Here is a 15,228-nt window from a genome sequence, read left to right on the forward strand (position 1 = left end):
ATTGCCGGCCGTAGGGACGGCCCGTCAGTTCAGAAATTCCGGTGACACCAGGCTCGGCAGGAACAGCGTCACCTTCGGCCAGACGATGACCAGCGCCAGCACCATAAACAGCGGGATCAGCATGATCAGCGTGTCCTTGATCGCCGCGCGCATGCGGATGCCGGCCACCGCACAGGCGATCATGAGACAGAGCCCGTAGGGTGGCGTGACCAGCCCGAAGGCGAGCGAGACGATACCGACCATGGCGAAATGGACCGGATCCATCTCCACGGCCTTGGCCAGCGGTTGCAGGATCGGCCCGCAGATGATGATGGCCGGAATGGCGTCGAGGAAGCAGCCGACGAGCAGGAAGACGGCGGCGATGAAGAAGCCGGTGGCGATGAAGCCCATCTCCCAGGCCGAGACGCCGGTGAGGATCGCCTCGGGGATCTTGTAGTAGGCGAGGAGCCAGCCGAAGCAACTCGCCGTGCCGACGCAGAACAGGATGACGCCGGTCAGCCGGCCGGTATCGAGCAGGGCGCCGTAGAGCCCCTTCATGTCCATCTCGCGATAGACGATGAAGGAGAGAACACCGGCATAGAGCACGGCGATGGCGGCCGATTCCGTCGCGGTGAACCAGCCGAAGATCTTGCCGCCGATGATGATGCCCGGCGTCATCAGCGCCAGAATCGAATGGGCGCAGGCGCACAGGAGGGCGCGCCACGTTTCGCGCGGATAGGTCGGGTAGCCACGCCTCACCGAATAGATGTGGACGGTGGCCATCTGCGCACCGGCGATGAGGATGCCGGGGATGATGCCGGCGAGGAACAGGGCGCCGATGGAGGTGGTGAGGATGCCGCCCCAGACGATCATCAGGATCGATGGCGGGACGATCACGGCAAGCACGGCCGAGACGGCGGTGATGGCGACGGAGAACGAGTCGTCATAGCCCGCGCGTCGCTGCGCCTCGATGAAGATCTTCGACTGGCTGGCCGCGTCGGCGGTGGACGAGCCCGAGATGCCGGCGAAGAACAGCGACAGCACCACGTTGATCTGCGCGAGGCCGCCGGGCCAGTGGCCGACCATGGTGCGCGAGAGCTTGAGCAGGCGCTCGGTGATACCACCGATGTTCATCAGGTTGGCGGTGAGCAGGAAGAACGGCACCGCCAGCAGGATGAACGAGTTGAAGGCGTTGAAGCTCTCCGACATCAGCGACACGGTGTCGAGCCTCGGCTCGATGGCGAGGATCGGCAGGCAGGCGAGGCCGAGCGCGAAGGCGACCGGCACGCGCAGGGCGAGGAGCCCGAAGAAGGACCCGAACAGGATGAGGGCCGCCTGGCCGGCGGTCAGCGTAGCTCCCGTCATAGGTTGAGCGTTCCTGCGTCGATATCGGCCAGCGAGGCCTTCTGCGGCGGCGCCTTGCGGCCCGCGATGATCAGGATGTCGTCGAGCATCTGCTCGCCGAGGAAGATGATCCAGGTCAGCCCCATCAGCGGCCAGGGCAGGTGGATCAGCCAGAGCGGCAGTTCCGCGAGTTCCGAGGTGCGGAACCAGGCGAATTCCGTGAACTTGATGCCGGCGAACAGGAAGACGAAGGCAATCACCAGGATGCCGATGCGCCCGGTGAGCCGCGCGACAGCCTCGCCGCGCGGCGGCAGTTCCGGCATCACGTCGACCTCGAAATGGGTCGATTCCCTGACCCCGATCATGGCGCCGATCGAGATCGTCCAGATGAACAGGAAGCGGGCCATCTCCTCGGTCCAGATGTAGCTGGGGATCAGCGCCGTGTGGCGCGAGAAAATCTGCAGGCTGACCGGGATGATGAGGATCGCGACGGATGCGACGACGAGATGCGACAACAGGCTCGCATAGGCCGCCGTGAACCGCCGCCAGAGGCTGGGCACCTCGCCGCCGGCAGGACTGTCGGACAGGGTCATGGCACGCTTTCGCAATGGATTCGGGGGCGGCGACGCCACCATGCGGGAGTGCAGCCCGCGCAGTCTGCCCGGGCCGCGATCAGGGCTGGATCAGGCGCCGCTGACCTGACCGAAGATCGCCTCCGCACCGACCTCCTTGGCATAGGCGGCCATGACCGGGTCGGTCAGCTTCTTCATGGCGTCGCGCTCCTCGAAGGTGATGCGCTTCAGGCGTCCGGCCTTCTCCAGGGTCTCGAGCTTGGCGCCGTCCTCGCTGGATTCGACCTGGCGGCCGTACTCACCGGCCTCGGCGCCGGCACTGATGATGGCGTCCTGCAGATCCTTCGGCAGGGTGGCCATGGTCTTCATCGAGAAGCAGATCGGCCGGATCGAGACCGCGTGCTGCGTCATGATGAGGTTCGGCGCGACCTCGTAGAACTTCATCGCCTCGACGCCCGCAGCCTCGTTCTCGCCGGCCTGAATCACGCCGTTCTGGATGGCGTTGTAGACCTCGTTGTAGGCGATGACGGTGGGTGACATCCCGACCGCGGCGAAGGTGCGCGACCAGATCGGCGCACCCTGCACGCGCACCTTGAGGCCGCGCATCTCGGCGAGGTTCTTGATCGGCTTGTTGGCGAAGATGTTGCGCGTGCCGCCGCCCGCATGGCCGATCAGGCGCACGCCGGCGCGTCGCTCCACCTCGTCCTCGATGGGCTTCAGCATGTTCGCCTTCACAACGGTGCCCATGTGGGCGACGTCGCGGAAGACGAAGGGGGCGTCGATGAAGGGCGCCGAGCGGGCAAAGGTCGACATGTGCGCCGGCGAGACAATGGCGTAGTCCACGGCGCGGCCCTGGGCCATGTATTCGAAATACTGCTTCTCGAGGCCGAGAGAGGAATTCTTGTGAAGGTTGAAGTTGACCGGCTTGCCGTAGAGCGCCTTCACGCGCTCCTCGAAGCGGACGAGGGCCTTGGTGAAGGCATGGTCGTCGTTGAACTGCACGGCGCCGTTCAGCGTGACCGGCGCCTGGGCGCGGAGCACGCTCGGGCTGGCGACGAGAGCGGCCGCCGACGCTGCGCCGAGGCCGAGAAGGACCTGCCTGCGCTCCAGTTTCCCTGTGACATCCATCTCGAAATCCTCCCTTGAGCAGTGATGCGCTCTGTGGCGCTGCCCGGTGTGGCCCGGGTCCAGGAAGGAGTATGTCAGAAAGATCAGCGGCCGGACAATTGCAAAAGCCCGTGCTGCGCTGCAAATTTAAATGGATTTATATCGCAATGCGGCAGGCGTTTACTTTGCGGTGCAGCATGATCAGGCGGGGATAACAGGCGACCAACATTCTGTCCGATGTGACCGTCGTCATGCGCTGGGAATTGACCAGACCAGCCCCTGCCGTTGCTTGTCCGGTGCGTAGTTCCTGTACGTTATGCGACCGATTCCAGCAGAGTGTATCCCCCGATGAGCCGCATCCCGTTCCGTCTCCCCGTCATCCTCGGCCTGATCGCGGCCCTACAGGGCATGGCCCCCGCCGAGGCGCAGCAGCGTCAGGCATCCTGCCGCGCCAACGGGGCGCGCTACGTCCTGATCGGCACCCCGCAGGTGACGGCTCTGTTCCGCGGTGCGGTCGATGAGGCGACCGCCGCCTCCGATCTCGTCTTCCAGGTGACCACGCCGCAGCGCGACTATCTCTTCCGTTTTTCACCAGAGCCAGGGCTACGGGCGCATCAGCCTCGAGCCGGTCGCCCATCCGGGCCGCACGCCCGGCTACCGCTACCAACCGCTGCCCTAGCCCGAAGGTTCGCCGCTGCTGGTCTTCAACGCCTTCACCCGCGCCTTGCGCAGGGTCGAGGAGCCGCCGCGCATAGGGCGGCCGGCGCCGGACCTCATCTTCGTGCCCGACCTGGGCTCCAGGCTCTGGTACGATCCCGCCAGCCTTACGGACCTGACCGGCGCCGAGCGCGACCCCGTCCCCACGGCCATGTTCCGGCGAGTCTCCTGTGGCCCCGGACGCGATCCCGGTCGGTGACGGGGCAATCTGTCGCAACGGTCCGCCTCGCCCGCTAAAGACTCTGTAACGCGTGGTTTCTACAAGGCGGAATCGGCTGCGGCCGCGCTCGGGTGGCGGCAAGTAGATCGGCGAGGCGTTACAGCGCTCGCCGTGTATTAAAGCGTCCTAATCATCCGGATTAAGGATGTGTTTATAATGTTGTTCCGTCTTGCGCGGACCTGGCTAGACTGACGCTCATGTTGCAGCCAATCGCGCATGACACGATGGAGGATGCCTACGCGCTGCTGGCGCGCGGCTTTCCCATGCGCACGCGCGACTTCTGGAAAGAGGGGCTGCTGCGCCAGTCACAGTTTCACATCGCCCAGGATCTCGGACCCGTCGGCCAGTTACTTTGGGTCAAGGGTGAGCCGGTCGGGGTCATCCTCACCATGCGTAGCCGTCGCGGTGGCGACGCCGCGCGGACGGTGGTCAACCTGTCCAGCTGGTACGTCGACGACCGGTACCGCCTTCTCGCCCCCCGCATGCTGCAACAGGTTCTCGCCGAGCCGTCCAGCACCTTCACCGACCTGACGCCGAGCCCGCCGGTGACGGCGATGATGGAGCGTTTCGGCTTCGTTCGCCGCCACGACGGCGGGCTGATCATTCCGCTGCCGCTTGCCGCGCTCCGTCCAGGCGCGGGCGGCGCCATCGCCGGCGTCGATGCCGCGGACATCGGGGCCGACGCGCGCCGGCTGCTGGACGACCATCTCACTTTCGGCTGCCTCGTCTGTTTTCTGCGGGCCGAGGGGGCCGATCAGCCGCTGGTCTTTTCCACCGCGCGTCGCAAGGGCCTGCCGACAGCGAGGCTGATCTATGCGACGGACGTTGCGGCAGTTCACCGCAATCTCGGTCCCATTGCGCGGTTTCTCCTGCGAAATGGCGCCATCTGCCTCGAACTGCCGGCGAAACGCGACGAAGCCGTCTTCGGTGGATGGTTCTCGCAGCGGTCCCGACCGACTTTCGTGCGCGGTGATGCCGTGACCGCGGAGGTTGATCACGCCTATTCGGAATTTGTTTTTCTTCGCATCTGATAATGCCGGTCGCCGAAGCAAGCGGGAGAATGACACGTGACGGTTGAGACCACCGGAGTTGCCGACGACATCGCAGGCTTCCTGAAGGACCGGTTCCCCCTGCTGGCGGGAAAGAGCATCACCGCCGGTACGGCCCTGCTCGCCAGCGGGGCGATCGATTCCCTCGGCATTCTCGACCTCGTCAGCTTCCTCTCCGAGCGCTTCGGGGTGGAACTGTCGGACGAGGATTTCGACCCGGCCAATTTCGAGACCTTCGGCCAGTTGGTGAGCTTCGTGGAGCGCTCCCGCGCGTGACGCCGTCGCCCTTCCTTCTCCACCATCTCCTCGATCAGGCGGCAGCCTCCCGCGCCGACCGCATCGCTGTCGTGGACGGGGATCGCTCGGCAACCTATGGCGAACTGGCCGCGGCGGCGCGCGCCTGCGCCGCGCGCTGCCTGGCGGAGGGGCTGGAGCGCGGCGACCGCGTCGCCATCTTCCTGCCGAAGAGCCTGGAGGAGTGCTGGTCGATCTTCGGTGTCGCGCGCGCGGGCGGCGTCTTCGTGCCGGTCAATGCCATGCTGAAGCCGGCACAGGTCCGCCACATCGTCGAGGACTGCGGCGCCCGCATCGTCCTGACCTCGGGCGCCCTGGCGACTGTGCTGGAGGAGGCCTTCGCTGGCCTGGATGGCATCCGTGTCGTGGTGGTCGACGCGCCGGATTTTGCCACCGGTGGGCCGGAGCGACCGCTTCCGCCGTCCGCCGGCATTGGCGAGGATCTCGCCGCCATCCTCTACACCTCGGGATCCACCGGCCGGCCGAAGGGCGTGATGCTCAGCCATCGCAACCTCCTCGCCGGCACGCGCATCGTGCGCACCTATCTCGACATCACGGCGCAGGACCGCATCCTGTCGCTGTTGCCGTTCAGTTTCGACTACGGGCTCAACCAGCTCCTGACGGCGGTCGAGCAGGGCGCCCGCATCGTGCTGCTGACGTTCCAGTTCGGCGCCGACATCGTGAGGGCCATCGAGGCCCACGGGATCACCGGCCTCGCCGGCGTCCCGACCATCTGGGCCATCCTCACCCGGGCGACGCCGCTGCTCGCCAGGACCCCGCTGCCGTCCCTGCGCTACATCACCAATTCCGGCGGCGCCGTGCCGTCGGAAACCGTGGCGAAACTGCGCGAGAAGCTGCCCACGACGCAGATCTTCCTGATGTACGGGCTGACGGAGGCGTTCCGCTCTACCTTTCTGCCACCGGAGGAGGTCGACCGCCGGCCGACCTCCATCGGCAAGGCCATTCCCGAATGCGAGATGCTGGTGGTGACGGCCGAGGGCCGTCGCGCCAGGCCGGGCGAGCCCGGCATCCTCGTCCATCGCGGGCCGACCGTCTCGCTCGGCTACTGGAACCGCCCTGACGCGACGGCGGAAGTCCTCAAGCCCCATCCATTCCGCCCGGCGACCGAGGGCGGTGAGATCGTCTGCTATTCGGGCGATCTCGTCACGGAGGACGAGGACGGCTTCCTCTATTTCGTCGCCCGCAACGATGCGATGATCAAATCCTCCGGCCATCGCATCAGCCCCACCGAGGTGGAGGAATGCCTGATGGCGGTCGGCGCCTTCCAGCATGTGGCCGTCATCGGCCTGCCGGACGCCTTTGCCGGGCAGAAGGTGCATGCGGTGGGCGTCGCCTCCGGCGAGGTGGACGTGGCCGTCGTGCTGCAGGCGGCCGCCGACCAGCTGCCCGCCTACATGGTGCCGCGCGCCATCGAACTCGTTGACCGCCTGCCCGTCACCCCCAATGGCAAGGTCGACTATGTCGGCCTGGTGCGCGAGCGCTCCGATGGTCACTGAGACGGCTCCGCCGCTCGCATCGAGCCTCGTCATGCAGAACTTCGGCCAGTCGAAGGACGACCTGCTGATCGGCGGACTGACGGCCCGTAGCCTTGCCGAGCGGTTCGGTACGCCTCTCTTCGCCTATGACGCGGCCATCATCCGTCGGTCCTACCGGGACCTCGCGGCCGCGCTCGAGGGCTTCGCGACCATTCACTACTCCATCAAGGCCAATCCCAACCCGGCTGTCGTGCGTGTTCTCCACGACGAGGGCGCGGGGCTGGAGATCGCCTCTCTCGGCGAGTTTCGCGCGGCACTCGCCGCCGGCGCCGATCCCGCGCGCATCCTCTTCGCCGGTCCCGGCAAGCGCCGGGGCGAACTCGAGCAGGTCATTGCTGGCGGCATCGGCGAGATCCACCTCGAGAGCCTCGAGGAGATCGGCCATGTCGAGGCCATCGGCGCGGCGCTCGCCCACCGCGTCGCGGTGGCGCTGCGCGTCAATCCGGTGGCGGAGGCGCAGGGCGGCGCGATGCGCATGGGCGGCAAGGCCGCGCCCTTCGGCTTCGATGAGGAAGACATCGACGCCATCGTCGACCGCATCGCGGCCTCCCCGCACCTGGACCTGACCGGCGTTCATCTCTTCGCGGGAACGCAGATCCTCGACGCCGAGGTGCTCCTCGGCCAGTGGCGGCATGGCCTCGTCGTCGCAAGCCGGGTCGCGGCGCGGCTCGGGCAGCCTCTCCGCACCATCGATCTCGGCGGCGGCCTCGGCATTCCCTATTTCCCCGGCGACCGGATGCTGGACCTCGGCGCTGTCAGCGCGGGTCTCGGTCCGCTGATCGCGGCGCAGCGAGCCGATCCGCTGATCCGCGGCGCCCATGTCCTCGTCGAGCCCGGTCGCTATCTGGTCGGCCCGGCCGGCGTCTATCTGTCATCCGTGCTGGCGGCCAAGGTGTCGCGCGGCCAGCGCTTTCTCGTCGTCGATGGCGGCATGCACCATCACCTCGCCGCTTCGGGGAATCTCGGGCAGGTCATCAAGCGGGACTATCCGGTCCTCGCCGCTTCGCGCATGAGCGAGGCCGCGACCGGACCGGCCAGCGTCGTCGGCCCGCTCTGCACGCCGCTCGACACGCTGGCGCGCAAGGTGGAGATGCCGGACCTGGTGGCCGGCGACCTCGTCGCCGTGCTGCAATCGGGCGCCTATGGCCCGACTGCAAGCCCGGCCGGCTTCCTCAGCCATCCCGCGCCCGCCGAAGTACTCATCGACGGCGGCGCGGCAAGGCTGATCGGCGGGCCGTAGGGCCTTTTCGAGCGACGTGGTTCCCGGCTCGCGTTCCGACAATGCGATGACAGGACCCTAGTAGGCCGAGCCGGTGCCGAAGGCGGCGCCCCTGGCCTTCAGCGTCTCGTCCACCCAGCTGCGGTCGAGCGTGCCCTCGGCGATGGCCTTCATCGTCGCGTCCTCGGCAGCCAGTTGCTTGCGGGCGAGCGCGGCGACGGCCGCAACCTCGGCCCGTGGCACCGCCAGAACGCCATCCGCATCGCCGACGACGATGTCGCCGGGGGCAATGTACTGCCCGCCGATCACGGCACCCGTGTTGATCTCGCCGGGGCCGTCTTTGTAGGGGCCGCGATGGGTGACGCCGGCCGCAAACACCGGCAGGCTCATGGTGACGAGGGCGTCGCTGTCGCGGATGGCGCCGTCGATGACGATGCCGGCCGCGCCGCGCTTCAGCGCGAGCCGCGCCATGATCTCGCCGATGATGGCGTTGGTCAGATCACCGCCGGCATCGACCACGATGACGTCGCCGGACCCTGCCATGTCGATCGCCTTGTGGACGAGGAGATTGTCTCCGGGCCGCGTTCTGACCGTCAGTGCGAAGCCGAGCATCGGCGTCCCGTCATGCATGGGCCTCAGCGCCGGTCCGGCGGCGAAAAGCCTCGCCATGTTGTCGCTGATGAGTGGCGTCGGCACGCCGGCGAGCAGCGCCAGCAGGGCCGTATCGTTGGGAAGGGGCTTCGGCAGGACCTGGAAACCGAGGGACATGGCGGGCTCCGGATCAGCCGTTGAAGGATTCGATGGCGGCAAGGTCGAGGGCGTCGAGCAGCGCGCGCTTCTCCGCCTCGTTGCCCGAGCCCTCGATGATGATGAGGGTGCGTCCGAGCAGGACCTGGATGTTGCCGTCGCGGGCGAGGACCGCCGTCTTGCCCTTGATGCGGAAGACGCGGCCCATGGCGCCGAGCATCTGGGCATTGGAGAAGAGCGGTGCCATCTGGGCGATCATCGGCGAGTTGGCAAGCACCTGCACCGTCACGTGGCGGTCGCCGTTGGAATAGCGGCGCTTGGCGATGAGGCCGCCGCCGAACATGGCGGCCGCGCTGGCGTCGGTCTCCGCCTCGTCGGCGGTCCAGCCGCGCGGGGCGGGGGGAAGGAAGCGCGACAGGCCGGTGGCGCTGCGCTGAGCGATGAGCTGCGAGGCGACGTCGAGGGCCGCCTTTGCCGCCACGAGGTCGTTGGACTGATAGGCGCGGCGCGCTTCCTCGATGGCGTCGCGGATGTCGTCTGCAAGGGCCGGCGCGGCTAAGGAGAGCGTGGCGGCGATCAGGGCACCGCGCAGCATGCGGGTCAACGTCATGGCGAAAATCATCCTCGTCGGCGAGCCCCGGCCCTGCCGGAGCCGGTGAATCGTCCCCGCCAAAGGCTATAGCGGCTCACGTTCGGGAAGGCACCCCCTTGCCTCGGGCGGGTGGTGTGCAGACACCGGCGTCCGGAGCGGCCTATTCGCTCGCCAGGATCATGTTGCGAACGATGGGATAGACCTGCCCCTCCCACCTGCGGCCCGAGAAAACGCCGTAGTGGCCGACGCCCGCCTGCATGTGATGGCGCTTGCGGAAGGGCTTCAGCTTGGGAACGAGATCGTGGGCGGCCACCGTCTGGCCGATGGAGCAGATGTCGTCGCGCTCGCCCTCGACGGTCAGCAGCGCCGTGCGGCGGATGGCCGAGGGATCGACCGGCCGCCCCTTGTAGGTCAGTTCCCCTTTGGGCAACAGCGCGCGCTGGAAGACCATGTCGATGGTTTCCAGATAGAACTCCGCCGTCAGGTCGAGGACGGCGAAATACTCCTCGTAGAAGACGCGGATCGCCTCCGCCTTCTCCGTCTCGCCGCGGGCGATATGGCCGTGCATGTCGAGATGCGAGCGGATATGGCGGTCGCGGTTCATCGCCAGGAAGGCGGTGAGCTGGAGGAAGCCCGGATAGACCCGCCGCCCGGCGCCGGCATGGGGCAGCGGCACAGTGCTGATCAGGTTCTTCTCGAACCACTCGTAGGGGTGGTTGAAGGCAAGTTCGTTGACCTTGGTGGGGTTGATGCGCACATCGACCGGGCCGGCCATCAGCGTCAGGCTGCGCGGCTGGGCGGGGTCGTCGGCCTGGGCCATGACGGCGGCCGCCGCCAGAGCCTGGACGCAGGGCTGGCAGACCGCGACCACGTGGGAGCCCGGCCCCATGACGTGCAGGAATTCGATCAGGTGCTCGACATATTCGTCGAAGCCGAAGCGCCCCGCGGTCCAGGGAACGTCGCGGGCGTTGTGCCAGTCGGTGATGAAGACGTCGTGGTCCTGCAGCAGCGTCTTCGCCGTGTTGCGCAGAAGCGTGGCGAAGTGGCCGGAGAGAGGGGCGACCAGCAGCACCTTCGGCTGGTTGATGGCGATGTCCTTGCGAAAGTTCAGCAGGGTGCCGAAGGGCGTCGTGTGGACCGGGACCTCGGTCACCTCGGCCTCGCGGTTGCCGACCATGACGCTGGCGATCCCGTAGTCCGGCCGTGCGTGGGAGAAGCCCGCATTGGCCACCAGGGACCAGGTCGCCATGATCTCCCGTCCGAGCCGGGCCTCGGAAGACTCGAGGGACGGCCCGAAGGCGGCCAGGGCCATCCGCGCCGCGTCGCGCACGGGCTCGAAAAGCCTGCTCTGAAACTCGAACGCGCGATACATCATGGGCCGTCCGGGCTGGGTCGTCATGCCACATTGGCATGGATCAAAAAAAAGCTAGTGCACTTTTTGCTGCGCTGCGAGAGTATTCTTCTGGAAGGGTTGCTGCGCGGCGGCGGCCTTCGGTCAGGGAGGTTCGGAATGGCCAAGGCCAAGCTCACCATTTCGAGCAAGAACTATTCGTCCTGGTCGCTGCGCGGCTGGTTGCTCTGCCGCATGGCGGGCCTTGCCTTCGAGGAGGTTCCCGTCTCCATCGACGATCCGGGGCAGCGGGCCGAACTCCTGCTCCTGTCGCCCTCGTTCCTGGTTCCCGCGCTGATGGATGACGGGGCCAAGATCTGGGGCACCTGGGCCATTGCCGAATATCTCCACGAGAAATTTCCCAAGGCCGGACTGTTTCCGGATGATCGTCTGGCGCGCGCCCATTGCCGCTCGATCTCGGGGGAGATGCATTCCGGCTTCCAGAACCTGCGCTCCGCCCTGCCGATGAACCTCAAGGCGCGCTATTCCGGCTTCAAGGTGTGGGCCGGGGCGCAGCCGGACATCGAGCGTATCCTGTCGATCTGGTCGGAATGCCTCAATGCGCATGGCGGCCCCTGGCTGTTCGGCGCCACCCCGACGGTCGCGGACGCGATGTACGCGCCGGTCTGCATGCGCTTCGCCACCTACGACGTGCCGATCGATGCAGGCGCGGCCGCCTATTGCCGCACCATCCTGGACTGGGCGCCGCTCAAGGAGTGGATCGCCGCCGCCAAGGCCGAGCCCGAGGAGATCGAGGAGCTCGATGTCGAGTTCTAGGACGGGCCGTGCGCGCCTCCTCGTCCTCGCCGTCGTGCTGATGTTCCTCGTGCCGATCGGCTGGTCGGCGACCGACCATGCCATCGGCTATCCGGGTCCGGACTGGTCGATGGCGGGGCGGGCCAGCGCCGGCCTTCTGCCCCCTCCCGCAGCGGCCCCCGAGGCCATGATTCGCGTCTATGCGGCCCGCACCGTGCGTTGGCGCGGCATCTTCGCGACCCATACCTGGATCGTCCTCAAGGATGCGGGCGCCGCCCGCTACGACCGCTTCGACTATACGGCCTGGGGCGATCCGATCCGGACCAACGGCTTCCCGCCAGACGGGCGCTGGTTCGGCCAGGATCCGGTCCTCGTCTTCGCCGCTGACGGGGAGGTGGCCGCCCGCGCCATTTCGAAAATCAGGGCGGCCATCGCCGGCTATGCCCATGCCGACCGCGGCGACTACCGCGCCTGGCCGGGTCCGAACTCGAACACCTTCGTGGCGGCGGCGCTGGCCGCGGCGCCCGAACTGCAGGCGAGCCTGCCGCCGACCGCCATCGGCAAGGACTTTCCGCATGACGGCCGCTGGCTCGCGCCTGCGACCGGCCTCCTCGGGTTTCGCGCCACGCTCGGCGGCTATCTCGGCCTGACGGTCGGCTGGTCCGAGGGCCTCGAGATCAGCGTTTTCGGCGCGGTGCTGGGGATCGACATCCGGCGGCCGGCGATCAAGCTGCCGGCGATCGGGCGCGTCGGCTTCGGCGAGTCGTTCGTCTAGCCGCCGTGGCCAGCGCGCTTCAGGCGGTTCACGGCGAGATCCATGGCCGAGAGGAAGCTCGACCGGTCGCGGGCTGAGAAGGCGTTCGGCCCGCGTGTCGTGCCGCCCGCCGAGCGGATGTCATCCATCAGGTTGCGGGTGGCCAGCGCCATGCCAATGGCGCCGGAGTCGAAGAGCTTGCCGTTCGGCGCCAAGGTCGTCGCGCCCGCCTTCACCGCACGCGCCGCCAGCGGGATGTCGGCGGTGATGACGAGGCTGCCGGGTCCCACCCGCCCGGCGATCCAGTCGTCCGCGACATCCGGCCCTTCACTCACCACCACTCGTTCGATCCAAGGTTCGCGCGGCACGGCAATCGGACTGTTGGCGACGACCTTGACGGTGAGGCCATAGCGCTGCGCCACCCGGTAGATCTCGTCCTTCACCGGGCAGGCATCGGCATCGACATAGACGACGATCGGGGAGAGGCCGCTCATGGATCAGGTGCGGTCGCGGTTCTTGCGATGCTTGAAGCCGCCGCGCTCGGCCTTGCCCTTGGTGGCATGCGGCGGCGGACGCTTCTTGGCGAAGGGCTTGCTGTCACGGTCCTCGCGTCCCGCCTCCGGCCTCTGGCGGAAGCGCGGCGGCGGAGCACCGCCCTCGCCTTCCTGGATCGGCGTGATGAACACGTCGTCTGCGTTGGCCTTGCGGGCATTGACGATGAAGGTCTCGGCGAGGGCCGCCGAAACCTGGAACTCCGTCGTCGTGTCCTGGATACGGATCGCGCCGATGTCGTCGCGCATGACCTTGCCGCGGCGGCAGAGCATGGGCAGCAGCCACTTGGGATCGGCACGGTTCTGCCGGCCGACATCGGCCCGGAACCAGGCCATGTCGCCGGTCACCTTCAGGTCGCGCTCGGCCCGGCCGCGCGGGCCGGCGGTGGCGCTGCGGGCAAAGCCCGGATCGGAGACCTCCTCGGGCTCGGGCAGGCGCGAACGCAGAACCCGCGCCAGCGCAACCGCGATATCTTCGGGAGCCTTGCGTTCCATCAGCACCGCGGCGACCTGACGATCCTCCTCGCTGGGTTCCTCGGTCAGGAGCGGGTCGGCGAAGATGCGCTCGCGGTCGAGGGCGCGGATGTCGTCGGCCGTCGGCGGTCCGGCCCATTCGGCGCGGATGCCGGCTTCCGCCAGGAGGCTCTCGGCGCGACGGCGTCGGGTGGTCGGCACCAGCAGGACGCTGACACCCTTGTTGCCGGCGCGGCCGGTGCGGCCGGAGCGATGCTGCATCACCTCGGCATCGTGCGGCAGTTCGGCGTGGATGACGAGGGCGAGATTCGGAAGGTCGATGCCGCGGGCGGCGACGTCGGTGGCGACGCAGATGCGGGCGCGCCCGTCGCGCAGCGACTGCAGGGCGAGGTTGCGCTCGTGCTGGCCGAGTTCGCCGGACAGGAAGACGGCCGAGAAGCCGCGCTCGACCAGCGTCGCCTGGAGGTGGCGCACGGCATTGCGCGTATTGGCGAAAATGATGGTCGTCTTCGGCTCGAGCTGGCGCAGGATGTTGACGACGGCGTGTTCCACCTCGTTCGGAAAGACGCGGATGACGCGGTATTCGATGTCCTGGTGGCCGCGCTCGCCGGCACCCGATTCGATGCGCAGGGCGTTGCGCTGGTAGCGCTTGGCCAGCGTCGCGATGGCGGACGGGATGGTGGCAGAGAACAGCAGCGTGCGGCGGTCCTCGGGGGTCGCGTTGAGGATGAACTCGAGGTCATCGCGAAAGCCGAGGTCGAGCATCTCGTCGGCCTCGTCCAGCACCACGGCCTTGGCCTTGAAAGGTTCGAGAGCGCCGCGCTCGATATGGTCGCGCAGGCGGCCCGGCGTGCCGACGACGATATGGGCGCCGTCCTCGAGCAGTCGCCGCTCGCGGCGGGCATCCATGCCGCCGACGCAGGCGATGATGCGCGCCCCGGTGTCGGCATAGAGCCAGGTCAGTTCGCGCTGCACCTGCAGCGCCAGTTCGCGCGTCGGCGCGACGATCAGCGCCAGCGGCGCGGCGGTGCGGTGCAGACGCTCGGCATCGCCCATGAGCGTGTCGACGAGGGCGAGGCCATAGGCGACCGTCTTGCCGGAGCCGGTCTGGGCGGACACGAGCAGGTCTCGGCCTGTCGCGGCGGGCGCCAGAACGGCGCTCTGGACGGGCGTGAGGTCGACATAGTCCCGGGCGGAGAGAGCCGCGGCAAGCTGGGGCGGAATGAGGAGTTCGGTCACGTGGCGGATTGTCCTGAATGGGTCCGCGCCGGCTGAAGATGGCCGGTCAGGGAACGGCGGACATGGCGGCGACGGAATGCTGGCCGTCTCCCTAGGCCTTTCCTGCGGAAAAAGCCACGTCTTTTGCAGTGCAGCAACAAAGGGGTGCCGGCTCAGCCGAGTTCGGTCGCGATCCGGCGCAGCAGGGCGAGGAATTCCGCCTTCCTGTCGGCACCGACAATGCGGTCGAGTTCGCGGTCGTGCTCCCGCGCCGAGGCCATGAGGCGCTGGTGCAGGGCGCATCCGGCCGACGTCAGGGTCAGCGTGTAGCTCCGCCGGTCTTTCGGCGCCCGCTCGCGCAGCACGAGGCCGCGCTTGACGAGATCGTCGAGGGTCGAGGTGAGCGTCGACTTGTCCCGTCCCGCCGCCTTGCCGAGGGCAGTCTGGGTCATGCCCGGGTTTTCGGCGATCAGCGTCAGCACGGCGAAGCGCCGCGGCTTGAGGTCGGGATCCCCGACGCGCTGGGCGAAGGCCCGAAACGACGCCTCCTGGGCGATCCTCAGGTGAAAGCCGATGAAATTCGACAGCGGACCGAGGCGGGCGGCGTCGTCCGCGCGGCCTTCAGGGGCGGCCTTGCCGGGTGCATTGGTGAGGGCGTCTGACATGAGTCTTCGTCCAGGCGGATGAAG

General features: G+C 67.8%; 15 protein-coding genes. 6 read left to right on the forward strand and 9 right to left on the reverse strand.

Translation table 11 applies throughout. From position 1 onward, the window contains the following. Positions 1–24 precede the first annotated feature (24 nt). The 3 genes from ACJ4V0_RS02100 to ACJ4V0_RS02110 form a co-directional block, all read right to left on the reverse strand. Complete coding sequence (locus ACJ4V0_RS02100; protein ID WP_448297884.1) at positions 25–1,344, reverse strand: TRAP transporter large permease; 1,320 nt, start codon at positions 1,342–1,344, stop codon at positions 25–27. Beyond that, positions 1,341–1,916: a TRAP transporter small permease gene (locus tag ACJ4V0_RS02105; RefSeq protein WP_448297885.1), complete on the reverse strand. Its 576-nt coding sequence runs from the start codon at positions 1,914–1,916 to the stop codon at positions 1,341–1,343. The genes ACJ4V0_RS02100 and ACJ4V0_RS02105 overlap by 4 nt, the downstream gene beginning before the upstream one ends. Positions 1,917–2,006: 90 nt before the next feature. Beyond that, positions 2,007–3,005: a TRAP transporter substrate-binding protein gene (locus ACJ4V0_RS02110; protein ID WP_448297972.1), complete on the reverse strand. Its 999-nt coding sequence runs from the start codon at positions 3,003–3,005 to the stop codon at positions 2,007–2,009. Positions 3,006–4,202: 1,197 nt separating this feature from the next. Between ACJ4V0_RS02110 and ACJ4V0_RS02115 the strand changes: the two genes are divergently transcribed. The 4 genes from ACJ4V0_RS02115 to ACJ4V0_RS02130 are packed head-to-tail and all read left to right on the forward strand — an operon-like array spanning position 4,203 to position 8,078. Further along, the gene (locus tag ACJ4V0_RS02115; RefSeq protein WP_448297886.1) at positions 4,203–4,970 is read left to right on the forward strand and encodes a hypothetical protein; all 768 of its coding nucleotides are present in this window, start codon (positions 4,203–4,205) and stop codon (positions 4,968–4,970) included. A gap of 36 nt (positions 4,971–5,006) precedes the next feature. Beyond that, the gene (locus ACJ4V0_RS02120; RefSeq protein ID WP_448297887.1) at positions 5,007–5,264 is read left to right on the forward strand and encodes an acyl carrier protein; all 258 of its coding nucleotides are present in this window, start codon (positions 5,007–5,009) and stop codon (positions 5,262–5,264) included. Next, positions 5,261–6,799 (forward strand): AMP-binding protein, encoded by a 1,539-nt coding sequence (locus ACJ4V0_RS02125; protein WP_448297888.1) that lies wholly within the window; start codon positions 5,261–5,263, stop codon positions 6,797–6,799. Before ACJ4V0_RS02120 ends, ACJ4V0_RS02125 begins: the two co-directional genes overlap by 4 nt. After that, entirely contained in the window at positions 6,789–8,078 is a 1,290-nt protein-coding gene (locus ACJ4V0_RS02130; RefSeq protein WP_448297889.1) for a type III PLP-dependent enzyme, read from the forward strand. Before ACJ4V0_RS02125 ends, ACJ4V0_RS02130 begins: the two co-directional genes overlap by 11 nt. A gap of 57 nt (positions 8,079–8,135) precedes the next feature. On the opposite strand, the gene ACJ4V0_RS02135 is transcribed toward ACJ4V0_RS02130, so the two are convergent. The 3 genes from ACJ4V0_RS02135 to ACJ4V0_RS02145 form a co-directional block, all read right to left on the reverse strand. Then, positions 8,136–8,825 carry an RraA family protein gene (locus ACJ4V0_RS02135; protein WP_448297890.1) on the reverse strand — a complete coding sequence of 230 codons (690 nt, stop codon included), beginning with the start codon at positions 8,823–8,825 and terminating at the stop codon, positions 8,136–8,138. Between the two features lie 13 nt (positions 8,826–8,838). Then, the gene (locus tag ACJ4V0_RS02140; protein ID WP_448297891.1) at positions 8,839–9,414 is read right to left on the reverse strand and encodes a hypothetical protein; all 576 of its coding nucleotides are present in this window, start codon (positions 9,412–9,414) and stop codon (positions 8,839–8,841) included. A 142-nt stretch (positions 9,415–9,556) separates the two neighbouring features. Next, positions 9,557–10,771, reverse strand: coding sequence for a polyhydroxyalkanoate depolymerase (locus ACJ4V0_RS02145; RefSeq protein WP_448297892.1), 1,215 nt, complete (start codon positions 10,769–10,771; stop codon positions 9,557–9,559). Positions 10,772–10,906: 135 nt separating this feature from the next. Here ACJ4V0_RS02145 and ACJ4V0_RS02150 point away from each other — a divergent pair, with 135 nt between their 5' ends. Both ACJ4V0_RS02150 and ACJ4V0_RS02155 read left to right on the forward strand, forming a co-directional pair. Continuing rightward, positions 10,907–11,563, forward strand: a complete 657-nt coding sequence (locus ACJ4V0_RS02150) for a glutathione S-transferase family protein (RefSeq protein WP_448297893.1) — start codon at positions 10,907–10,909, stop codon at positions 11,561–11,563. After that, positions 11,550–12,317 carry a DUF3750 domain-containing protein gene (locus ACJ4V0_RS02155; protein WP_448297894.1) on the forward strand — a complete coding sequence of 256 codons (768 nt, stop codon included), beginning with the start codon at positions 11,550–11,552 and terminating at the stop codon, positions 12,315–12,317. The genes ACJ4V0_RS02150 and ACJ4V0_RS02155 overlap by 14 nt, the downstream gene beginning before the upstream one ends. Here ACJ4V0_RS02155 and ACJ4V0_RS02160 read toward each other — a convergent pair. The 3 genes from ACJ4V0_RS02160 to ACJ4V0_RS02170 form a co-directional block, all read right to left on the reverse strand. Beyond that, positions 12,314–12,790: a YaiI/YqxD family protein gene (locus ACJ4V0_RS02160; protein ID WP_448297895.1), complete on the reverse strand. Its 477-nt coding sequence runs from the start codon at positions 12,788–12,790 to the stop codon at positions 12,314–12,316. The two genes, ACJ4V0_RS02155 and ACJ4V0_RS02160, sit on opposite strands and share 4 nt — an antisense overlap. Before the next feature lie 3 nt (positions 12,791–12,793). Beyond that, entirely contained in the window at positions 12,794–14,560 is a 1,767-nt protein-coding gene (locus ACJ4V0_RS02165; RefSeq protein ID WP_448297896.1) for a DEAD/DEAH box helicase, read from the reverse strand. A 152-nt stretch (positions 14,561–14,712) separates the two neighbouring features. Then, entirely contained in the window at positions 14,713–15,204 is a 492-nt protein-coding gene (locus tag ACJ4V0_RS02170; RefSeq protein WP_448297897.1) for a MarR family winged helix-turn-helix transcriptional regulator, read from the reverse strand. Between the last annotated feature and the right edge of the window lie 24 nt (positions 15,205–15,228).

The sequence above is a fragment of the Phreatobacter aquiterrae genome, from assembly GCF_053471285.1.